This window comes from Paracoccus seriniphilus, assembly GCF_028553745.1.
Lineage (GTDB): Bacteria > Pseudomonadota > Alphaproteobacteria > Rhodobacterales > Rhodobacteraceae > Paracoccus > Paracoccus seriniphilus.
On the sequence record NZ_CP067129.1, the window covers coordinates 752882 to 774738 of the forward strand.

The 21857-nt window shown below is 62.7% G+C and carries 20 protein-coding genes and 1 pseudogene; 15 read left to right on the forward strand and 6 right to left on the reverse strand.

The window, feature by feature from the left end; all coding sequences use genetic code 11:
- The first annotated feature begins 227 nt into the window (after nucleotides 1-227).
- Nucleotides 228-941 (forward strand): prephenate dehydrogenase, encoded by a 714-nt coding sequence (locus JHW44_RS03695; protein ID WP_089344910.1) that lies wholly within the window; start codon nucleotides 228-230, stop codon nucleotides 939-941.
- Nucleotides 942-943: 2 nt separating this feature from the next.
- Here JHW44_RS03695 and topA read toward each other — a convergent pair whose 3' ends face one another.
- The 3 genes from topA to tldD form a co-directional block, all read right to left on the reverse strand.
- Nucleotides 944-3670: a type I DNA topoisomerase gene (topA, locus tag JHW44_RS03700; protein WP_089344911.1), complete on the reverse strand. Its 2727-nt coding sequence runs from the start codon at nucleotides 3668-3670 to the stop codon at nucleotides 944-946.
- Nucleotides 3671-3818: 148 nt separating this feature from the next.
- Nucleotides 3819-5018, reverse strand: coding sequence for a DNA-processing protein DprA (gene dprA / locus JHW44_RS03705; RefSeq protein ID WP_089344912.1), 1200 nt, complete (start codon nucleotides 5016-5018; stop codon nucleotides 3819-3821).
- Between the two features lie 80 nt (nucleotides 5019-5098).
- Nucleotides 5099-6520 carry a metalloprotease TldD gene (gene tldD, locus JHW44_RS03710; RefSeq protein ID WP_089344913.1) on the reverse strand — a complete coding sequence of 474 codons (1422 nt, stop codon included), beginning with the start codon at nucleotides 6518-6520 and terminating at the stop codon, nucleotides 5099-5101.
- A gap of 209 nt (nucleotides 6521-6729) precedes the next feature.
- Between tldD and coxB the strand changes: the two genes are divergently transcribed.
- The 11 genes from coxB to JHW44_RS03765 all read left to right on the forward strand — a co-directional run bounded on the left by coxB (nucleotide 6730) and on the right by JHW44_RS03765 (nucleotide 17327).
- Nucleotides 6730-7617 (forward strand): cytochrome c oxidase subunit II, encoded by an 888-nt coding sequence (gene coxB, locus JHW44_RS03715; RefSeq protein ID WP_272850299.1) that lies wholly within the window; start codon nucleotides 6730-6732, stop codon nucleotides 7615-7617.
- Between the two features lie 25 nt (nucleotides 7618-7642).
- A complete protein-coding gene (cyoE, locus tag JHW44_RS03720; RefSeq protein ID WP_089344914.1) occupies nucleotides 7643-8560 on the forward strand; it encodes a heme o synthase in 918 nt (305 codons plus the stop codon).
- The gene (locus tag JHW44_RS03725; protein ID WP_089344915.1) at nucleotides 8560-8769 is read left to right on the forward strand and encodes a hypothetical protein; all 210 of its coding nucleotides are present in this window, start codon (nucleotides 8560-8562) and stop codon (nucleotides 8767-8769) included. Before cyoE ends, JHW44_RS03725 begins: the two co-directional genes overlap by 1 nt.
- The gene (locus JHW44_RS03730) at nucleotides 8766-9329 is read left to right on the forward strand and encodes a cytochrome c oxidase assembly protein (RefSeq protein ID WP_089344916.1); all 564 of its coding nucleotides are present in this window, start codon (nucleotides 8766-8768) and stop codon (nucleotides 9327-9329) included. Before JHW44_RS03725 ends, JHW44_RS03730 begins: the two co-directional genes overlap by 4 nt.
- A 26-nt stretch (nucleotides 9330-9355) precedes the next feature.
- Entirely contained in the window at nucleotides 9356-10186 is an 831-nt protein-coding gene (locus JHW44_RS03735) for a cytochrome c oxidase subunit 3 (protein ID WP_089344917.1), read from the forward strand.
- An 88-nt stretch (nucleotides 10187-10274) separates the two neighbouring features.
- Nucleotides 10275-10946: an SURF1 family protein gene (locus JHW44_RS03740; RefSeq protein WP_089344918.1), complete on the forward strand. Its 672-nt coding sequence runs from the start codon at nucleotides 10275-10277 to the stop codon at nucleotides 10944-10946.
- 10 nt (nucleotides 10947-10956) lie between these two features.
- Nucleotides 10957-12330, forward strand: a complete 1374-nt coding sequence (gene thrC / locus JHW44_RS03745; protein ID WP_089344919.1) for a threonine synthase — start codon at nucleotides 10957-10959, stop codon at nucleotides 12328-12330.
- Nucleotides 12331-13605 carry a M16 family metallopeptidase gene (locus JHW44_RS03750; protein ID WP_089344920.1) on the forward strand — a complete coding sequence of 425 codons (1275 nt, stop codon included), beginning with the start codon at nucleotides 12331-12333 and terminating at the stop codon, nucleotides 13603-13605. It abuts the gene before it with no gap.
- Nucleotides 13605-14186: a GNAT family N-acetyltransferase gene (locus JHW44_RS03755; RefSeq protein ID WP_089344921.1), complete on the forward strand. Its 582-nt coding sequence runs from the start codon at nucleotides 13605-13607 to the stop codon at nucleotides 14184-14186. Before JHW44_RS03750 ends, JHW44_RS03755 begins: the two co-directional genes overlap by 1 nt.
- A 29-nt stretch (nucleotides 14187-14215) precedes the next feature.
- On the forward strand, nucleotides 14216-15619 hold the full coding sequence (locus tag JHW44_RS03760) for an FAD-binding oxidoreductase (RefSeq protein ID WP_089344922.1): 1404 nt from the start codon (nucleotides 14216-14218) through the stop codon (nucleotides 15617-15619).
- Nucleotides 15620-15692: 73 nt separating this feature from the next.
- Nucleotides 15693-17327, forward strand: coding sequence for an FMN-binding glutamate synthase family protein (locus tag JHW44_RS03765; protein ID WP_218822581.1), 1635 nt, complete (start codon nucleotides 15693-15695; stop codon nucleotides 17325-17327).
- 9 nt (nucleotides 17328-17336) lie between these two features.
- Here the strand turns inward: JHW44_RS03765 and JHW44_RS03770 are convergent, their stop codons facing one another.
- Together JHW44_RS03770 and JHW44_RS03775 are read right to left on the reverse strand one after the other, a co-directional pair.
- On the reverse strand, nucleotides 17337-17867 hold the full coding sequence (locus JHW44_RS03770; RefSeq protein WP_089345003.1) for an adenine phosphoribosyltransferase: 531 nt from the start codon (nucleotides 17865-17867) through the stop codon (nucleotides 17337-17339).
- On the reverse strand, nucleotides 17867-18469 hold the full coding sequence (locus JHW44_RS03775) for a flavin reductase family protein (protein ID WP_089344923.1): 603 nt from the start codon (nucleotides 18467-18469) through the stop codon (nucleotides 17867-17869). The genes JHW44_RS03770 and JHW44_RS03775 overlap by 1 nt, the downstream gene beginning before the upstream one ends.
- 110 nt (nucleotides 18470-18579) lie before the next feature.
- Here JHW44_RS03775 and JHW44_RS03780 point away from each other — a divergent pair.
- A pseudogene (locus JHW44_RS03780) lies at nucleotides 18580-19056 on the forward strand (GNAT family N-acetyltransferase); the annotation flags it as partial.
- 88 nt (nucleotides 19057-19144) lie between these two features.
- Nucleotides 19145-19936 carry an EcsC family protein gene (locus tag JHW44_RS03785; RefSeq protein ID WP_245847227.1) on the forward strand — a complete coding sequence of 264 codons (792 nt, stop codon included), beginning with the start codon at nucleotides 19145-19147 and terminating at the stop codon, nucleotides 19934-19936.
- 23 nt (nucleotides 19937-19959) lie between these two features.
- Here JHW44_RS03785 and JHW44_RS03790 read toward each other — a convergent pair whose 3' ends face one another.
- Nucleotides 19960-21507 carry an ATP-dependent DNA helicase gene (locus JHW44_RS03790; RefSeq protein ID WP_089344926.1) on the reverse strand — a complete coding sequence of 516 codons (1548 nt, stop codon included), beginning with the start codon at nucleotides 21505-21507 and terminating at the stop codon, nucleotides 19960-19962.
- 104 nt (nucleotides 21508-21611) lie between these two features.
- On the opposite strand from JHW44_RS03790, the gene JHW44_RS03795 reads away from it, so the two are divergent.
- Nucleotides 21612-21818, forward strand: coding sequence for a hypothetical protein (locus tag JHW44_RS03795; RefSeq protein WP_089344927.1), 207 nt, complete (start codon nucleotides 21612-21614; stop codon nucleotides 21816-21818).
- The last annotated feature ends 39 nt before the right edge of the window (nucleotides 21819-21857 follow it).

Consider the following 21857-nt stretch of genomic DNA (forward strand, 5'->3'; position numbering starts at 1 on the left):
TGTGGCCCGAGTGCCATGTCGTGTCAATCATGGCGTGGCCCTTCGCGGCAAGTCTTGACTTCCAGGGCGAGCGACGCTCTTTATGAAGGCATGAAGAACATCATAGCGACCTTTGCCACCTATTATTGCCCGCTGACATAGCGGGGGCAAAGTCATGTCAACCGCGCGGGGACGGCGGTTGAAACGGGAAACAGACCACGGCCTTGCGCCAGTCTCAGGTCCGTCCCATGAATTCTCGACAACGTCTTGCCATTATCGGTTTCGGAGCCTTCGGGCGCCTGATTGCCCGCCATCTGCGACCGCATCTGTCGGTCTGTGTCTGCGATCCCCATCATCGTTCGAATGATTTGCCGCAGGTGGATCTGGTGGTGGCGGCCAGTTGCGATATCGTCGTGCTGGCGGTGCCGCTCAGCCAGTTCGAGACCGTGCTGCAGCAGATCGCGCCGCATCTGCGGCCGGGCACGATTGTCATGGATGTGGCTTCCGTCAAGGTCGAGCCCGCCCGCGCGATGCAGCAGATCCTGCCGGAACACGTGCAGATCATTGCCACGCATCCCTTGTTCGGTCCGGAAAGTGCACGCGACGGGATTGCCGGGCACCGGCTGGCCTGGTGCCCTCTGCGCGGGACGGCCCACCGGCGGGTCGCGGCCTTGCTGCGGTTTCTGGGCCTGCAGTTGATTGCCACCACACCGGATGAACATGATCGCGACATGGCTGTGGTGCAGGGGCTGACCCATCTGATCGCGCGCAGCCTGGACCAGATGGCGCGACCGACGACGCGGTTGACCACCGAAAGCTATCGTCGACTGGCAGAGGCAGTGGCGATGGTGCGCGCCGATTCCCCCGAATTGCTGCACATGATCCTTGAGGCCAATCCCTACGCCCGGCCTGCACGGCAGAAATTCCTCGCCACCGCCACGCAGATCGGGACGGTGGCCTGACCCTAACTTTGATCCGGTGCGGACTCGTCCCCATCGTCGGCAGGGGGTGCCTTTTTCGCAGCCGGTTTTCTGGTCGCCGCCTTCTTGGGAGCGGCCTTCTTGGCTGTTGCCTTTGCCGCGGGTTTCTTCTTCGCGGCGGGCTTCTTGGCAGCCTTCTTGGGGGACTTCGCGGCCTTGGCCGCGATCAGTTCCAGCGCCTGTTCCATGGTGATGTCCTCGGGCGTGACATCGTTGGGCAGGGTCGCGTTGATTTTTTCCCATTTCACATAGGGACCATAGCGGCCATTCATCACCTGGATTGCGCCGCCATCGGGATGATCGCCCAGTTCCTTCAACGGAGCGGCAGCCGTTCTGCCACGGGTCTGTTTTGCGGCCAGAACCTCGACCGCGCGATTCATGCCGATGGTGAAGACCTCGTCGACATCGGGCAGATTCGCATATTTGCGGTCATGTTTCACATAGGGGCCATAGCGCCCGATTCCGGCCTCGATCATGACGCCGTCATCGGGGTGGGGGCCAATGGGCCGAGGCAGGGACAACAGTTGCAGCGCCTGCTCCAGATCCAGAGTCGCCGCATCCCATCCCTTTGGGATCGAGGCGCGCGGCGGCTTGGGCTGTTCCGCCGTGGCCTCGCCACGCTGCACATAGGGGCCGAAGCGTCCGGTCTTGAGGCTGATTTCATCGCCATTGTCCTGACCCAGGACGCGGTCGCCGACCGGGGCTTCGCCATCGGGGGCCGACAGGGGGCGCGTATAGCGGCATTCGGGGTAATTCGAGCAGCCGATGAAGGCACCGCCAGAACGCGCGGTTTTCAGGTTCAGCCGACCCTTGCCGCACAGCGGGCATTCACGCGGATCGCCGCCATCCGCACGGGGCGGATAGAGATGCGGCGCCAGAACGTCGTCGATTGCGTCCAGAACCTCGGTGATGCGCAGTTCCGATGTGCCTTCCAGCGCCTTTGAAAAATCTTTCCAGAAACGGCCCAGAACCTCGCGCCACATCAATTCGCCGGCGCTGATCTCATCCAGTTCGTTTTCCAGATTGGCCGTGAAGTCATGGCTGACATAGCGCGGGAAATATTTGACCAGGAAGATCGTGACCAGACGGCCCTTGTCCTCGGGGATCAGGCGGTTCTTGTCCTTGCGGACATAGGCGCGATCCTGAATCGTTGTCACGATGCTGGCATAGGTCGAAGGACGACCGATGCCCAGTTCCTCCATGCGCTTGACCAGCGTTGCCTCGGTAAAGCGGGGCGGGGGCTGGGTGAAATGCTGACGGGCGGCGGCCGAGGCGGCCTCATCCATCAGCAATCCCGGTGCTGCCCGCTGTCCGGCGGGCGCCTGAGGTACGTCTTCGCCCTTTTCACGGGCCTTGGCGAATTCGCTTTCGAAGGCCGAGGCCACGAGGGTCGCGGCTTCGCCCTGGGTGATGGCGGGCAAGCGGGCGCTGTCTTCGCCCTCGTCATCATCGCGGCCCTGATCATAGACCCGCAGGAACCCGTCAAACAACATCACCTGACCGGTGGCGCGCAGGCCGACCTGACCGTCTTCGCTGCCGATCTCGACAGTCGTGCGCTCCATCCGGGCCGCTTCCATCTGGCTGGCGATGGTGCGTTTCCAGATCAGGTCATACAGCTTGCGCTGTTCGTCGGAGGTGACCTTCAGCTTGTCGGGTGACAGCATCATGTCGGTCGGACGGATGCATTCGTGGGCTTCCTGCGCGTTCTTGGCCTTGTTCTTGTACATGCGCGGGCTTTTCGGCAGGTATTTCTCGCCGAATTTCGACTTGATGGCATCACGGGCGGCCATCACGGCCTCGGGGGCCATGTCGATGCCATCGGTCCGCATATAGGTGATCAGCCCGGCTTCATAGAGGCGTTGCGCGGCCGACATGCAGGCCTTGGCCCCCATGCCCATCTTGCGCGATGCTTCCTGTTGCAGGGTCGATGTCATGAAGGGCGGCCAAGGATTGCGGCTGGCCGGTTTCGCCGCGACCGAGGTCACGGAAAGGTCGCGGCTGGCAACAGCGCTGACCGCCATGGCGGCCTTTTCGGCATCGCCCAGGTCGAAACGATCCAGCTTGGTCCCGGCCAGAGAGACCAGCTGGGCGTCATATTCGGCCCCCGCAGGCGTCGCCAGCCGGGCGTGGACCGACCAGTATTCGCGCGGCTTGAAGGCCTCGATTTCCATTTCGCGATCGACGATCAGCCGCAGGCAGACCGATTGCACCCGTCCGGCCGATTTCGCGCCGGGCAGCTTGCGCCACAGCACCGGCGAGAGATTGAAGCCGACCAGGTAATCCAGGGCACGCCGCGCCAGATAGGCATCGACCAGCGCCTGATCGATTTCGCGCGGCTGCTGCATCGCCTCGGTCACGGCAGCCTTGGTGATGGCGTTGAAGGTGACGCGGTTGACCTCGCTGTCCTTTTTCAACGAGCTGCGCAGCGTTTCCAGAAGGTGCCAGCTGATGGCTTCGCCCTCGCGGTCGGGGTCGGTGGCCAGAATCAGGTTCGGGTCTTCCTTCAGTGCGTCCTTGATCGCCTTCAGATGCTTGCGGCTGTCGCTGGCCACTTCCCATTTCATGTCGAAATCATGTTCGGGATCGACGCTGCCATCCTTGGGGGGCAGGTCGCGGACATGGCCGAAACTGGCCAGCACACGGTAGTCGGCACCGAGATATTTTTCGATGGTTTTGGCCTTGGCCGGAGATTCGACGACGACGACGGGCATATTCACCTCGGAGGACCGCTCAATGGGGCGGCAACATGGGTCCACACCGGGTTGCTGTCAACGGCCTGCGGCGCAAAGAGCACGGGGAAGGGTGTGGCAAATCGGCATTTTCGGGGCCGATGCCGGTCGGAAATGCGTCCTTTCACTGTCAACTTAGTGCCAGTCGTCCACCTGCCAGACGGGTCAACCGACCCTGCAGTTCCAGTGACAGGATTGCGGCGGCCGCGCTGGCGGCGGGAATGCCCAGATCGCGGATCAGGTCGTTTTCGTCGGTCGGGCTGGGGGACAGACGCGACAGGATGCGCGCCTCGAGTTGAACGGGCCCGCCGCGATCCGCCGCCGGAATGCGTGTGTCGGGTTGTGGCCCCCGAGGCCCGGGGCTGGTGGTCGGGGCCGGGGGATCGTTCGCAATATTGTCCCGTGATTCCGAGGCGGTCGATGATGTGAGATCGTTCGCGACCGTCATGGCCTCGACGACATCCCCGGCGTTGCGCACCAGAACCGCGCCGTCGCGGATCAGCATGTTGCAGCCAGCGGCGCGGGCATCCATCGGATGGCCGGGGACGGCCATGACATCACGGCCCTGATCCAGTGCGTTCCGGGCAGTGATCAGGCTGCCAGAGCGGTGTGCCGCCTCGATCACGACAACGGCGCGCGACAGCCCCGAAATGATCCGGTTGCGGGTCGGAAAATGCCGTGCCGCAGGCTCGGTTCCCGGCGGCTGTTCTGAAATCAGCGCACCTTTTTCCGCAATCTGGGCGGCCAGAACCGCGTTTTCAGGGGGGTAGATCACATTTACGCCACCGGCCATCACCGCGACCGTGCCGGTGGGCAGGGCCGCATTATGGGCGGCGGTGTCAACTCCGCGCGCCAGACCGGCAACGACCGTGAACCCGGCTTCGCCAAGGCCAGAGGCCATCGCCCTTGTCATCCGCAGGCCCAGGGATGAGGCATTGCGCGCGCCGATCACCGCGACAGGTTTGCGTGACAGCCATTCTGGTGATCCGCGCAGCCACAGGACCGGTGGCGCGTCATCAATCTCGCGCAGGGCCTGCGGATAATCGGGGGAATCAAAGCGGATCAGTCTGGCACCGGCCTTGCGACCCGCCGCCAACTCGGCGGCGGCCACCCCCTCGGGGCAGGGCCGGTAATCCTTGACCCCGGCTGCCGCGGCCAGATCGGGCAGGGCCAGCAAGGCCTGCCGGACATTGCCATGTTCCGCCAGCAGACGATGAAAGGTTGTCGGCCCGACGCGGCGCGAGCGGATCAGCCGCAGCACATCCAGATCATCGGCATCTGATGTCTGCCTCCCGAACCGGGTGCCAGAGGAAATGTGACCGGTATCCATGTTGCCTCCGCCTTCTGCGATTCCCGTGATAGCGCAGAGAGAGTTAAGACATGGTTACTGATCCGCGTCCTTGCGGGATGTCAGGCGGCCGAGCCACCCACGGTCAGCCCGCCGATCATCAGGGTTGGCTGGCCGACGCCAACGGGAACCCATTGGCCCTGTTTGCCGCAGTTGCCGATTCCCGGGTCCAGCGACATGTCATTGCCGATGGCGCGAATATGTTTCAGCGCGGTGGCGCCGTCCCCGATCAGGGTTGCGCCGCGGATCGGGTCGCCGACCTTGCCGTTCCTGACCCGATAGGCCTCGGTGCAGGAAAAGACGAATTTTCCGTTGGTGATATCCACCTGGCCGCCACCAAAGCCGACCGCATAGATGCCATCATCCAGATCGGCCAGGATCGCCGCCGGATCCGCATCGCCTGCGGGCATATAGGTGTTGGTCATGCGCGGCATGGGGGCATGGGCAAAACCTTCGCGCCGGCCGTTGCCCGTGGGCTCGACCCCCATCAGGCGCGCATTCTGCCGGTCCTGCATGTAGCCGACCAGGATGCCGTCCTCGATCAGCACATTGCGCGCCGGAGGGGTGCCCTCGTCATCGACGCTGATGCTGCCGCGACGATCGGGGATGGTTCCGTCATCGACCACGGTCACGCCGGGCGCAGCGACGCGCTGTCCCATCAGCCCGGCGAATGCGCTGGCCTTCTTGCGGTTGAAATCGCCTTCCAGCCCGTGACCCACGGCCTCATGCAGCAGGATTCCCGGCCAGCCCGCGCCAAGCACGACATCCATCACCCCGGCAGGTGCCGCGACCGAGCGCAGATTGACCAGCGCGATCCTCAGGGCCTCATCGACGGCGCCCTGCCAATGTTCGGGCTGCATCAGCCCTTCCAGCGACACCCGTCCGCCGCCGCCATGGCTGCCGGATTCCCGCCGATCGTTGTTTTCGACGATGACTGCGACATTCAGTCGCGCCATCGGCCGGATGTCGACGGCCAGCCCGCCCTCGGGACGCAGGATCGCGACCTCCTGCAGCGATGAGGCGATCGAGGCGGTGACCTGAACCACGCGCGGATCCAGTGCGCGGGCATAGTCGTCGATCTGGCGCAGCAGTTCGATTCGCCGGGCGACGGAAATGCCTGCAGCCGGGTCCAGAGCACCATAGAGCGCGACGCCCTTCATTGCCGGAGGTGTTGCAAGACTGCCGCCCCCGGCTCCGACCGCCAGCCGTGCGGTTTCTGCCGCACGCTTGAGTGATTCTTCGGTGATTTCCGTAGAGTGCGCATATCCGGTCACCTCGCCACGGACCGCGCGCAGGCCGAATCCTTGCTCGGCCGTATAGCCCGAATTGCGCAGTCTTCCGTCGTCAAAGACCAGCGTTTCCGCGACAGAACGTTCCAGAAACAGCTCTCCGTCATCCGCCCCCGCGACGGCCTGACGCAGGATGGCCAGCGCCCGGTCGCGATCCAGAAAACTCTCGAAGGGGGCGAAGCGATCGCTGCTCATGTCTGAAACTCCTTGGTTTTGCACCTGATGTCGGGTCTAATCTGCATGTTCGATGCGGAAAATCATGTCTTGCTCTGATGTATGGCTTGCCCGACAAGGCGAGATATGGTCATAGAACGGGCAATGTGAAAGGGAAAGGGGCGGCCTTGGCGGCCCCTACGGCCATTGCGGCCGGGCCAACGCAACGGGATGGAATGATGGCAAAAGCGATGATTCGCCGTGCAGTCGCGGCAGCTATGGGGTTCGCCACGGCGGGCATGGTTGCTGGAACTGCGACGGCGCAGGATGTTCTGGGCGATCTGCCGACGATCGGCAAACCCCACGCGAAAGGCATGGGCTTCCAGCAGGCAGCCACGGAACTGGCGCGTGACCAGCAGTGGTTGGACCATTTCGTCCTGGTCATCATCACGGTTGTCACTGCCGTGGTGTGCCTGTTGCTGCTGACGGTGATCTTCCGGTTCAACAGCCGGGCGAATCCGGTGCCCGCGAAATTTACCCATAATACGCCGCTGGAAGTTGCCTGGACGCTTGTGCCGGTGCTGATTCTGATCTCGATCGGTGCGTTCTCGCTGCCCGCGCTGTTCCGCAGCCAGGAAATGCCTGCGAACCCGGATATCGTCATCAAGGCGATCGGCAACCAGTGGTACTGGTCCTATGAATATCCCGACAATGATCTGAGCTTCGACGCGATCATGTTGGCCGAGGACGAGCTGGCCGAATATGGCTATAGCGAGGACGAGCATCTGCTGGCGACCGACACCGCTGTTGTCGTTCCTGTCGGCAAGACCGTTCTGCTGCAGGTCACCGCCAATGACGTGATCCACAGTTGGGCCATGCCCGCCTTTGCCATCAAGCAGGACGCCGTGCCGGGCCGGATTGCCCAAGCCTGGTTCAATGTTGAACAGGAAGGCGTCTATTTCGGTCAGTGCAGCGAGCTGTGCGGGATCAACCACGCCTATATGCCGATCGTTGTCAAAGCTGTCAGCCCCGAGGTCTATGCCGCATGGGTTGCCGAGCAGGGCGGTACCATCAGCGAAGAGCAACAGGCCGCGCTTGATCTGCCTGCCCATGAAATCCAGCTGGCGAAAGCCGACTGATCAGGGATTGTGAGCCGGACGCGCAATGGCAGATACACACCTATATGAAGGCGCCCCCGAGGCCGAGTTCGGCGACTATGTCGCCCTGCTCAAGCCGCGGGTGATGTCGCTGGTCGTTTTCACGGCCTTTGTGGGGCTGCTGGTCGCGCCGGTCGATGTGCATCCTTTCGTCGGCTTCTGTGCGGTGCTGTTCATCGCATTGGGAGGCGGCGCTTCGGGTGCGCTGAACATGTGGTATGACGCCGATATCGATGCGGTGATGCGCCGGACCCAAAGCCGGCCGATCCCCTCGGGGCGCGTTGCCGGAGGCGAGGCGCTTGCCGTCGGGCTGACGCTTTCGGGTTTTGCCGTCATGATGCTGGGGCTTGCCGCGAATTGGTTCGCGGCCGGTTTTCTGGCCTTCACCATCTTTTTCTATGCCGTCGTCTATACGATGTGGCTCAAGCGCTGGACCCCGCAGAATATCGTGATCGGCGGCGCTGCCGGTGCCTTTCCGCCGATGATCGGCTGGGCCTGCGCAACCGGTGGAATCAGCATCGAATCGCTGCTGATGTTTGCCGTCATCTTCTTCTGGACCCCACCGCATTTCTGGGCGCTGGCGCTGTTCATGAAGGAAGATTACCACAAGGCCGGCGTGCCGATGCTGACCGTCACGCATGGACGCGCGGCGACACGGCGTCACATTTTCGCCTATACGTTGGTGCTGGCACCCTTCTCGATCTGGCTGGGGCTGACCTCGGTCGGTGGTCCGATCTATCTGGCCGTCTCGGTGGTTCTGAACATCCTGTTCATTCTGGGTGGCTGGAACATCATGCGCCGTGACGAGGATGCGGCCATCGCCGATGAATATGCGACCGAAAAGCGCGTCTTCAAGCTGTCGCTCTATTACCTGTTCCTGCATTTCCTGGCATTGCTGGTGCAGCATTGGGTCGGTGCCTGGTAATGGCGATACGCGTTGAACATGAACTGCATCGCCGTCGCCGGTCGCGCAATGTCGGGCTGGGTCTGGTGCTGGTCGCCTTTGTTGCGCTTGTCTTCGGGCTAACCGTCGTCAAGGTGCGGCAGGGTGACACGATGGAAGGATTTGACCATCAGCCGCGCGTGTCCAAGACCCCGCTGACAAGCAGCCAGCCCAAGGAGCCTTCGGAATGAGACGCGAAACCCGCACTCTTGCCGCTCTGATCGGTGTCGTCGTGACGATGGGCGCATTGGCCTGGGCAGCGGTGCCCTTCTACAACTGGTTCTGCCGCGTCACCGGATTTGCCGGAACGACGCAGATTGCCGAGCAGGCATCCGATGTCGTGCTTGATGAAACCATCCGGGTGCGTTTCGACGCCAATGTCGACAAGAATCTGGAATGGACCTTCCGTCCGATGCAGACCAAGATGGACATCAAGATCGGCGAGACGGCGCTGGCCTTTTACGAGGCGGTGAACAATTCCGACCAGATCATCACCGGCACGGCCAGCTACAATGTCGCGCCAGAGGTCTCTGGTTACTATTTCGACAAGATCGAATGTTTCTGCTTTACCGAACAGACCCTGCAACCGGGCGAACGGGTCGAGATGCCGGTGACATTCTATGTCGATCCCGAGCTGGTAGACGATCCTGATGCCAGTTGGGTGCGGGACATCACGCTGTCCTATACTTTCCACCTGACCGAGTCGAAACAGGCGGCGCTTGACGCCCCCTCGGTCACCAATATCAACTGATCTGAAGAGCCGACGGGGACTCGCAAATGGCGCACGCAAAGAACCACGACTATCACATTCTTCCGCCGTCCATCTGGCCCTTCATATCCGCGGTCGCGGCCTTCCTGATGCTGTTTGGCGCAGTGGGCTGGATGCATTCGGGCGAGGTCCATCTGTTCTGGATCCCGGTGTCCGGACCGTGGCTGTTCCTGATCGGTTTCGTCGGCGTGCTGTATGTCATGTACAGCTGGTGGGCCGATGTCATCCGTGAAGGCGAAGAGGGCGATCACACGCCGGTCGTTCGTATCGGCCTGCAATACGGCTTTATCCTGTTCATCATTTCCGAGGTGATGTTCTTCGTCGCCTGGTTCTGGAACTGGTTCAAGAACGTCCTCTATCCGATGGGCCCGGAAAGCCCGATCAAGGACGGCGTCTGGCCGCCGGAAGGCATCGTGACCTTCGATCCCTGGCATCTGCCGCTGATCAATACGCTGATCCTGCTGCTGTCGGGCGTTGCCGTGACCTGGGCTCACCATGCCTTCGTGCATGAGGGCGACCGCAAGACGACCATCAACGGGCTGATCGTGGCGATCATCCTTGGCGTCGCCTTCTCGGTGCTGCAGGCCTATGAATACAGCCACGCTTCCTTTGGTCTGGCCGATACCTCCTATGCCAGCGCCTTCTATCTGGCGACCGGCTTCCACGGCTTCCACGTCATCGTCGGCACGATCTTCCTGGCCGTCTGCCTGATTCGCATGCTGCGCGGGCAAATGACCCAGGAACAGCATGTCGGATTTGAGGCTGCCGCATGGTATTGGCACTTCGTCGATGTCGTCTGGCTGTTCCTCTTCGCCGCAGTCTATATCTGGGGCCGTTAAGGCGCCACGCGACACTGAACCGACGCGCGGGGCCTGCTCCGCGCGTTTTCTTTTCGGGCGCTTGCCGCCCCATCATGTGAACTGACCCATGCGCCGCATCCTGTTTCCCGCCATTCTTGGCATCGTCGGCTGTGCAATCCTGATCAGCCTGGGGATGTGGCAGCTGCGCCGGCTGGCATGGAAGGAAGCCATGCTGGAGCAGATACAGGCCGGCATCGAGGCGCCTGCGGTGCCCTTGCCCGAGAAGATCGACCCCTCGATGAAATATATGCCCGTCACCGTCAGCGGCACGACGACAGGGGACGAGATCGACATGCTGTCGGGCAGCAAGGATCAGGGTGGGGGCTATCAGATCATTTCCCGCTTCGTGACCGACACCGGGCGCGCGATCATGGTTGATCGCGGCTTCGTCCCACAAGAGATGCGCCACCTGCAACGTGGCCCGACACGCCTGGTGGTCCAGGGAAATCTGCATTGGCCGGCCGAGGTCAGCAGCTCGACCCCGAAACCGAATCTGGATGAGAATATCTGGTTCGCCCGCGACGTCCCGGCCATGGCGGAAGTCCTCGATACCGAACCGGTGCTGGTCGTCGCCAGCTTTGTCGAGGGCGACGCGCAGGGCGTTCAACCGATCCCCGTGGCCATTGATGGCATTCCCAACAACCACCTGTCATATGCAATGCAATGGTTCATGATTGCGGCCGTATGGGCAGGGATGACAGTCGCCCTGATCTGGCGTATCAGGCAGTCGAAATACTGAAGGAACACCTATGCGTTACGTGTCAACGCGGGGTCAGGCCCCGGTTCTGAATTTCGAACAGGCCATGCTGTCGGGGCTGGCCCGTGACGGCGGCCTGTATCTGCCTGAAACCGTGCCCGCCATCTCGGGACTGAACGAACTGGACGGCTTGTCGTATCAAGAGGTCGCCTTTCGCGTCATCCGCCCCTTTACGGGCGATTGCTTTACCGAGGAAGAGCTGCGCGGCGCGATTGACCGCGCCTATGACCGCATCAGCCATGCTGCCAAGGCGCCTCTGGTGCAACTGGCGCCGGGTCATCACCTGCTGGAACTGTTCCACGGGCCGACGCTGGCCTTCAAGGATTTCGCGATGCAGCTGATTGCCCAGCTGTTCGAAATCGCCCTGAAGCGCAGCGGGCAGCGGATCACCATTGTCGGCGCAACCTCGGGCGATACCGGCAGCGCCGCGATCGAGGCATTTCGCGGCATCGAGAATGTCGATGTCTTCATCATGTTCCCGCATGGTCGCGTCAGCGAGGTGCAGCGCCGCCAGATGACCACGCCGACTGCCGCGAATGTGCATGCACTGTCACTGACCGGCCATTTCGATGATTGTCAGGCCCGGCTGAAGGACCTGTTCAACGATCACGATTTCCGCGATCAGGTCGGACTGGCGGGCGTGAACAGCATCAACTGGGCGCGGGTCGTCGCGCAGATCGTCTATTACTTTACCGCCGCCGCCAGCCTTGGCATGCGCCCGATGGATTTCACGGTTCCGACCGGAAATTTCGGGGATATCTTCGCAGGCAGCGTGGCACGCGCGATGGGTGTGCCGATCCGCCGCCTGATCGTGGCCACCAACCAGAATGACATCCTGCACCGCGCGCTGAGTACGGGTGAATACCGGATCGGCACGGTCGAGCCCTCGATCAGCCCCTCGATGGATATCCAGGTCAGTTCGAATTTTGAACGTGCGCTGTTCTGGGCCTATGGCGGCGATGCCTCGGCCATCACGCAATTGATGGATGAACTGAAAGCCGGTGGATTCACCATCAGTCAGGGCGCGCTTCAGGCGCTGCGCGAGCAATATCTCTCGGGTCGCGTCAGCGAGGAAGAGACGATTGCCATGATCCGCACCATCCGCGAAGAGACCGGCCAGATCCTGTGTCCGCACAGTGCGGTCGGCGTGGCCGTGGCGCGTCAGCATCTTGAACCCGGTGTGCCGATGGTGACACTGGCGACGGCGCATCCGGCGAAATTCCCCGATGCTGTCGAGCGGGCCGTGGGTCTGCGCCCCGGGCTTCCCGCGCATATGGGCGATCTGTTCGATCTTCCCGAACGTGTGACACGGGTTGAAAATGATGCCGCGGCGCTTAAATCGCTGATCCTTGAACGGAGAACCTAATTGACGATCGATCCTCATCTGCGCGTGACGACCCTGCCCAACGGACTTCGCATTGCGACGCGTGACATGCCGGGGCTGCATTCCGCCTCTCTGGGGGTCTGGGTCAGTGCCGGCGGGCGCAATGAGCGTGTCGAGCAGAACGGTATCGCGCATTTTCTTGAACATATGGCGTTCAAGGGCACCACGACCCGTTCGGCGCTGCAGATTGCCGAGGCAATCGAGGATGTCGGCGGGTTCATCAATGCCTATACTTCGCGCGATACCACGGCCTATTACGTGCGCGTTCTGGAAGACGATGTGGATCTGGCCTTTGACGTGATTTCGGATATCGTGCTGAATCCGATCTTCGATCCGCGCGAGATCGAGGTTGAACGCGGTGTCATCCTGCAGGAAATCGGCCAGTCCCTGGACACGCCGGATGATATCATCTTCGACTGGCTGCAAGAGGCCGCCTATCCCGATCAGGCCATCGGTCGCCCGATTCTGGGTCCGGCCGAGCGGGTGGGCAGCTTTGGCCGCGCCGATCTGGCTGGTTTCGTGGCCGAAAACTATGGCCCCGGTCAGATGATTGTCGCGGCTGCCGGTTCGGTCGATCATGATCGACTGGTGCGGCTGGCGGAAAGCGCCTTCGGGCATATGACTGCCGTCACCCAGAAGCCGCGCGAGGCTGCCGTCTGGCAGGGTCGCGAAGTGCGCAACATCAAGAAGCTGGAACAGGCCCATTTCGCGCTGGCCCTTGAAGGGCCGGGCTATCTGGACGATGATTTCTACGCGGCGCAGATCTTTTCGGCGGCACTGGGCGGGGGCATGTCATCACGGCTGTTTCAGAAGATCCGCGAAGAGCGCGGACTGTGCTACACGATCTTTGCACAGTCGGGATTTCACGACGACACCGGCATGCTGACCGTCTATGCCGGTACCGGCGGAGATGACGTGGCGGCGCTGGCCGATCTAACCATCGACGAGATCAAGCGCGCGGCGGGTGACCTGACCGAGGTCGAGGTTCAGCGTTCCAAGGCGCAGCTTCGCGCAGGGCTGTTGATGGGGCTGGAAAGCCCCTCGGGACAGGCCGAGCGCATTGCCCGGGTTCTGGCGATCTGGGGCCGGGTGCTTGATCCGGCCGAGGTGGCTGAACGTATCGCGGCGGTCACTCTGGCGGATGTGCGCGCTCACGCCGAACGGCTGATCGGGCAGGCACGTCCGGCGCTGGCGCTTTACGGACCCGTGGCCGGTGCGCCCTCGCGTGATCGTCTTGCCGAAAGGCTTGCCGCCTGATGTTCCCGATGCGGCGCCCCGTCCGGCTGGAAACCGAGCGGATCGTCCTGCGTCTGCCGGCGCATTCGGATTACAATGCCTGGACGGCGCTGCGTATCGAAAGCCGGGATTTCCTGGTTCCCTGGGAGCCCGTCTGGTCTCCCGACCATCTGTCGCGCAAAAGCTTTACCAATCGCGTCTATTGGGCCTCTCGGGCCAGCAAGGGCGGCACGGCCTATCCGCTGTTCCTGCTGCGCCGGGACGGGGTCCTGCTGGGGGCGATCACGCTGGACAATATCCGGCGCGGTCCGGCCCAGACCGGGACCATCGGTTATTGGATCGGTAAGCCCTTTGCCCGTCAGGGATACATGAGCGAGGCCATCGGTGCCTTGGTCCATCATGCCTTTACCACGCTGGACCTGTCACGGATCGAGGCCGCCTGCCTGCCCGAGAACGCCGCCTCGCGCGGAGTGCTGGAGCGGTCGGGTTTCAAATATGAGGGCGTGGCGCAAAGCTATCTGCAGATCAACGGACGCTGGCGCAACCACGTCCTTTACGCCAATCTGCGCAGTGACCGTCGCGGCAAGGCCGATGCCCGCTGAAGACGCGGCATCAGGAAAGGGTGCAAGACATGGGTTGGAATGCGGCTGACAAGAGCCTGGCGGCCAGATTGCCCGAGGGCGTTCTGCGCGAGGTCTCGCCCGCCTATCTGGAAGAGCCGCGTGGCCGCTATCATGGCCATGCGGGTCTGATTGCTGCGCCCCGGGATGTTGAAGAGGTCGCGGCTGTCGTGCGGGCCTGCGCCGCTGCCAATGTGGCCATCGTCCCGCGCGGTGGCGGAACCGGACTGGTGGGCGGTCAGGTGATGACCGACGGCCCTGCGCCGCTGATTCTGTCGATGGAGCGGATGATTGCCATTCGACAGGTCTATGCAGAGGAAAGCGTCATGCTGGCCGAAAGCGGCGTCACCCTGCAACAGGCCCGCGACGCGGCGGCAGAGGCGGGGCGGCTGTTCCCGCTGTCACTGGCCTCGCAGGGCACGGCCCAGATCGGCGGCGTGCTGTCCACCAATGCGGGCGGGGTCAATGTGCTGCGCTATGGCAATGCCCGCGCCCAATGCCTGGGGCTGGAGGCCGTTCTGCCTTCGGGAGAAATCCTGCACGACCTCAAACGGCTGCGCAAGGACAACACTGGCTATGATCTGCGCGACCTGCTGATCGGGGCCGAGGGAACCCTGGGCATCATCACGGCGGCCTCTCTGGCGCTGGCCGCCAATCCGGCCGAAAGCGGGGTGGCGCTGATGGTGGTCGAGGATCCGATGGCGGCGCTGCGCCTGCTGGCACTGGCGCAGACGCGCATGGCGGGCGGCGTGTCGGCCTTTGAATTGCTGTCAGGGCAGGGGTTGCAGTTCCTCGCCGAGCACTTCCCCCAGATCCGCCAACCCTTTGCCGAGATTCCCGAATGGCAGGTGCTGATCGAGGTCGGCCTGCCTGCGGGCCTGCAGGCGCAGGACGCGCTGGAGGGGCTGTTCATGGCAGGGATGGAGGCCGGGCTGGTCAGCGATGGCGTCATCGCCCAATCGGGCCAGCAAGCCGCCGATTTCTGGGGGCTGCGCGAACATATCCCGCTTGGCAATCGTGCCGTCGGGGCCATCGCCAGCCATGATATCAGCCTGCCGCTTTCGGAAATTCCTTCCTTCATTGCCGATGCGCGCGACATGCTGGCCGCGCAGGGCGACATGCGCATCAACTGCTTTGGCCATCTGGGCGACGGAAACCTGCATTACAACCTGTATCCCGCCCATGGCCGGCATCGCGATGAATATGATGACCAGCGCCACCACCTGTCCCGCCTGGTGCATGAGATGGTGGTGGCACGGGGCGGGTCCTTTTCGGCCGAACATGGTGTGGGACGGCTGAAGGTCGATGATCTGGCGCGCTGGGGCGATCCGGGTCGTCTGGGCGCGATGAGGGCCATCAAACAGGCGCTGGATCCGCAAGGGATCATGAACCCGGGGGCAGTTCTGGCGCTCTAGGCAGTGCTGCCGATGTTTTTCCTTAATGTTTCGATGTTATTGAGTCATGATCGTCGAAACTGCGGAGGAAGTGATGCGGCAGCGATTTACACGTGCCCGGGAACGCGCACGCTATTACGAACGCTATGTGCCCTTCGCCCTTGCGGTGCTGATGATCCCGGCGGGTATCCTGCTGTTCGGCTCTGCGCCGATTTTCGCGACGATCCTGGTTCTTCTGGGTCTTGCGGGAACGCTGACCGGCCTGCATGACCTGACCCAGACGCAACATGCGTTGATGCGCAACTACCCGCTGTCCTCGCGGATGCGCTATCTTCTGGAGCATTTCCGCCCCGAGATCCGGCAGTATTTTGTCGAGGATGACCATGCCGAAACCCCGTTTTCCCGCGAGCAGCGCGCGGTCGTCTATCGCCGCGCCAAGGGGATCGAGGGCGTCAGGCCGTTCGGCACGCTGTGCAATGTCTATAGCGATGGCTATGAATGGCTGAACCATTCCATGGCGACAACGCATCTTCCCGATTCCGATTTTCGCATTCACATCGGCGGACCTGATTGCAAACAGCCCTACGATAGTTCGGTCGTCAATATCTCGGGCATGTCCTATGGGGCCCTGTCCCCGAATGCCATCGAGGCATTGAACCGCGCCGCCAAGGCCGGAAATTTTGCCCATACCACGGGTGAGGGGTCGATTTCGCGCTATCACCGCATGGGCGGCGATCTGGTCTGGCAGATCGGCTCGGGCTATTTCGGCTGTCGCAACGATGACGGCACGTTCAACGCCGAACGCTTTGCCGAAAATGCCGCCGGTGAGGCGGTGAAGATGATAGAAATCAAGCTGAGTCAGGGCGCCAAGCCCGGCCATGGCGGCATTCTGCCCGGCCCGAAAGTGACCGAGGCGATTGCCGAGGCCCGTGGTGTGAAGGTTGGCGTCGCCTGTGTCAGCCCCTCGTCGCATTCGGCCTTTTCCACGCCGCGGGGGCTGTGCGATTTCATCGCCCAACTGCGCAGGCTTTCCGGCGGGAAGCCCATCGGCATCAAGATGTGCGTCGGCCACCCCTGGGAGTGGTTTGCCATGGCCAAGGCCTTTCATGAAACCGGAATCGCGCCCGATTTCATCGTGGTGGATGGCGGCGAAGGAGGCACCGGGGCCGCGCCGGTCGAATTCGCCGACCACAAGGGGGCACCTTTGCGTGACGGGCTTATGCTGGTTCACAATACGCTGGTTGGCCTGAACATGCGCGACCGGATCAAGCTGATCGCCTCGGCCAAGATCATCACGGCTTTTGACATCTGCAGGATTTCCGCGCTGGGGGCGGATGGCGTGAACATGGCGCGTGGCTTCATGTTCGCGATCGGCTGCATTCAGGCGCAGGCCTGCCATACCGGGAAATGCCCGACCGGGATCACCACGCAGGATGCCGATCGCTATCGCGCGCTGGTGGTGCCCGACAAGGCGGTGCGCGCGGCGCGTTTTCACGAGGCGACGATGTTCGCCGTCAAGGAAGCCTGCGAAAGTTCGGGGCTGGATCACCCCGATGCCTTCACCCCGCATCACCTGATGATTCGAACCAGCCCGCGCGAGGTTAGATCGGCGGCCAGCCTGTATGACTGGCTGTCGCCGGGTGAACTGTTGACCGAAAAGGTCTCTCACCCGGCGTTCGCCAAATATTGGGATCGTGCCCAGATCGACAGTTTTGCCATGGCCAGCTAGCTGCGGCGGTCAGGCGCCTTCAAAACTGGTCAGCACATGGACCGGCATCTGCATCTGTTCCAGCTTGGCGCGCCCGCCCAGTTCGGGCAGGTCGATGACGAAGGCACAGCCGATCACCTCTGCCCCCAGACGACGGCACAGCTTGATGCCCGCCTCTGCCGTGCCGCCGGTGGCCAGAAGGTCGTCCACGATCAGGACGCGCTCTCCGGGTTTCAGCGCATCGTCATGCACCTCCATCACCGCTTCGCCATATTCCAGCTGGTAGGCTTCGGAAATCACCGCGCCCGGCAGCTTGCCTTTCTTGCGGATTGGAACAAAGCCGGTCGACAATTGATGAGCCAAGGCTCCCCCCAGAATGAAACCCCGTGCCTCCAGTCCGACGACCTTGTCGATGGGAATGCCTGCATAGGGGTGCAACAGTTGGTCGATCGCCATGCGAAAGCCGCGTGCATCGGCAAAAAGCGTCGTCACATCGCGGAAAATGATTCCCTCATGAGGAAAATCCGCGATCGAGCGGATATAGTCACGGATATTGGGCATCATTTGGGGCGGTCCATTTCGAACAGTTCGGTGACTGTCGCGAAATCCTTGTAGCCCAGCCTCGCAATCCATCCGCCGGCAGGGCGCGGGTCGAATCGTCCCTCGACAATGCAGTCGTCACGGATGTGGATGCCGGTGACTACGCCCAGAACCATGAAATTCGTTTCTCCGGCAAGGGGCACGATCTGCGTCATGCGGCATTCCATCGCGGCAGCCGCTCTGGCAACCCTGGGGCAATCGATGCTGTTGCATTCCGCCGATTCAATGCCTGCCGACTGAAATTCGCTTTGTCCTGCGGGCAACAGCGCCGAGCTGGCATTGATCTGGTCGCGCATGTCGCCGGTGCCGATATTGACGCAGAAGGTTCCGCTTTCAATGATCTGCGATACGCTGTCCTTGGTTCCCTTGCGGTCCGGTTTGACACCGGTCGAGGCGAACATGACCTGTGGCGGCACATAGGCCACGGCGTTGAAGAAGGAATAGGGGGCCAGATTGTCGCCCTGCGCGCCACGGGTTGAAATCCAGCCTATGGGTCTTGGGGCGACAAGGGCATTGAAGGGATTATGTGGCAGGCCGTGGCCAGCCTCGGGGCGATAGAACATGATCGGCCTCTTTTCCTGTAAGCTTTCAAACTGCCACCGCTTTTTGCCGGCTGCAATGTTCCCCGTCGTGCAGGGGCGTGATAATGGGCCGCGTAAGACGAGGAGGGGCGATGTATACGATCAGCACCGAGACGCCTGCCGACGAATATGAAGTCGAGGCGCTTTATGACCTTTGCTTTGCCCCGGGGCGGACGGCCCTGTCATCCTATCGCCTGCGCGAGGGGGTCGAAAAGGTGGCCGACCTGTGCCTGTTGCTGCGCGAGGAACATGGCATCCTTCTGGCTGCAATCCGTTTCTGGCCAGTGCGGATCGGCAATCACTATGCGCTCTTGCTGGGGCCGATCGCGGTTCACCCGACGGCGCAGGGTGAAGGGCTGGGGGCTATTCTGATGCGCGACAGCCTTGCGCGCGCCCAGAAGGCTGGCTGGGGGCGTGTGCTGCTGGTCGGAGATGCGCCCTATTATTCCAGGTTCGGCTTTTCGCGGCTGGATGGCATCGAAATGCCACCGCCCACCAATCCCGATCGGGTGCTGGGGCTGGAACTTCGTGAGGGTTCATGGGTTGGAATCCGTGGAACGGTTTGCCGCGCGCAACCGCCCGCTCTGGCAGGGGATGATGTGGCTCCCCATATAAGGACCCCGGAACCTGAACGCCCTCAACCGAAAGATGGACATCATGGATCGCAAGCCGCAGGTTGTTCTTCCGCCGATCACCGACCCGACGGTGCATAAGCAGATCGACCGTCTGGCACAGCGCTATGTCGATGCTGGCGGACTGGGCATGGAGCTTCTCTCCATGATCGGCGCAAGTGCCGAGTCGCTGATCGAGCGTCTGCCCGGTTTCCTCCGCTCGCGCATGGATGGTCTGACCCGGATGGCGCTGCGACGCGCATTCACGGCAGCCTCGCGCTCGCGCAGGATCATGCGCGACCGTGGTGACTGGTTCAACCGCATGAGCACGACGGTCAGCGGAGCGGCTGGCGGGGCGGGCGGCTTTGCCGGCGCGATGATCGAATTGCCGTTGACGGTGACGCTGCTGTTGCGTTCGATGCTGGAGATCGCGGCTGAACACGGGCTGGACCCTGACAGCGAAGAGGTTCAGATGGAGTGCCTGCGCATCTTTGCGGCGGCAGGGCCGATGGAAGAGGACGACGATGTCGATCTGGGCCTGCTGGCCGCGCGGCTGTCCATCACCGGTCAGACGGTGCAGGGGCTGATCGCCCGCGTTGCGCCGCGCCTGTCGGTGTCACTGGCGCAAAAGCTGGCGGCGCAGGCGGCCCCGCTGTTCGGGGCGGTGGCCGGTGCTTCGATCAACTATACCTTTGCCCGCTATTATCAGGAACTGGCGCGGGTGCATTTCGGCCTGATGCGCTTGGGGCAGGAAACCGGCCTGCCGCCCGAGGCGCTGACCGAGGCACTTGGCCTGTCGATTCGTCGGATCGAGGGTCGCCCGGCGCGGTCCGCCTGACGGTATTGTCGGATCCGGGGCGGCTATTCGGATTGCACTTCCAGAGATAGCGGTGCCACGGGCTGTTCGAGATCGGCCGTGGACAGCGGGCCCGAGGGGCGCGCCAGTCGGGGGCGGGTGACCCAGTGCAGACGTTCCTGCGCGCGGGTGATGGCGACATAGGCCAGCCGTTTCCACAGCGGAATGCCTGCTTCCGAACGGTTCGACCATGCGGCCGCCGAAATATCAGGGGCGAAGACCTGCACATCGGGCCATTGGCTGCCCTGTGATTTGTGGATCGTGACCGCCGCGCCATGCAGGAAGGCCGCCCCCATCCCGGCCGCATAGGGGATGAAGGGTTCTTCCTGGTCGGGCATCTCGATCTTGACGATGCTGGCGGCGGACAGGCGTGGATCTTCGGCGCCAATCACATGCAGCCTTGAAAACCCGGGCTTGCGCCCCGGCCCCAGATAGACGACCTGCGCGCCCTTGATCAGGCCACGCGCCTCCAGGTCGATGCGCTTCTTGCGGTATTTCAGCGGCAGTTCCAGCCCGTCGCAAATCAGCGGCTCTCCGGGCAGCAGCGCGTCGCCGGGCGCCCCGAAGGCCGCCCGGAAGGCGTGGATCAGGCGAATGCGCGTGGCATTGCGCCAGACCAGAACCGGGCTGCGCGCCATCAGGTCGGATTCGACACGTTCGGCCCAGATGACGCGGTCATCACGACGTGCCGCATCGCGGATCATGCTTTCAAAATCTTCGAACAGCAGTTTTTCGTCGGCCAGCGCATGGGCCAGGTCAAGGATCGGACTGTCATCGGCCTGACGGTGAATGCGGCTGAGGGTCAGGCGCTGGCTTTCGGCCAGACGGTCAAAGACCATTTCGCCCGACAGGCCGACGGGGGCCAACTGTGCGGGATCGCCAAACAGCACCAGAAGCGGAAAGATCTCCCGCAGGTCGTCGAACTGGCGCTCATCCAGCATCGAGGCCTCGTCAATCAGCCCGATGTCCAGACCTTCTTCGCGCCGCTTCCAGCCATTGATGAAATCGGACCCGCGCAGCCCCGCGGCGGCGAGCGCTCCGGGAATGGATGCATGCAGGTCGTAAAACGCCTTGGCACGATCAAGGGCGTCATCAGCCAGGGACTCGATCACCGGGCGGCTGCCTTCGCCGGTCAGCCATTCGGCGATCTGTTCATATTCTGGATCATAGACCGGAGTATAGAGAATGCGGTGGATGGTCGTGGCGGGCACGCCGCGCGTGCGCAGCACGAAGGCGGCCTTGTTGGTCGGTGCCAGAATCGCCACGGTGCGCCGGTCCTTGCGGCGTCGGCCTTCGTAATCGGCGCTGATCAGATCGACTCCGGCCTCGCGCAGCGCCCGCGTCATTTCCGACAGCATCAGCGTCTTGCCCGAACCGGCCTTGCCGATCACCGCCATTACCCGGCCCTTGCCCGGTTTCTGGGGGCTGATCTCTTCTGCGACCAGATCGATTCCGGCGGCCTGAAAGGTTTCGGTCAGCGCATCCCATGCGTCGGCCTGATCGGGCGACAGCTGGGGCGTGGCAGAGGACGATGCGGATAATGAGCCGGTCATGTCAAAGCCTTATCCCGCGACGGACGAAAAGCGAAGAGGGCGGCCACGAAATGCGCGTGACTCCGTGCTATTATTGCCTGTCCAGCCAGAAAGGAAGGCGCATCATGATCGGCCTGTTCTTCGTGACCTGTCTTTCGACAGCGCCCGACATCTGCCAGCAGCGCAGCCTGTTGTTCGATGACCGGATCGGGCTCGCACATTGCCAGCGTGATGCCCAGACCGAGCTTGCGCGCTGGGTCGAAAGCCATCCGCGCGACCGGGTGCGGCGCTGGAGTTGCCGCGCCGTGGTCCGGGGGCAGGCCGAGATCTGAACCGTCATGCAAAGGCACCGCGCCTTGAGGGCGGTGCCT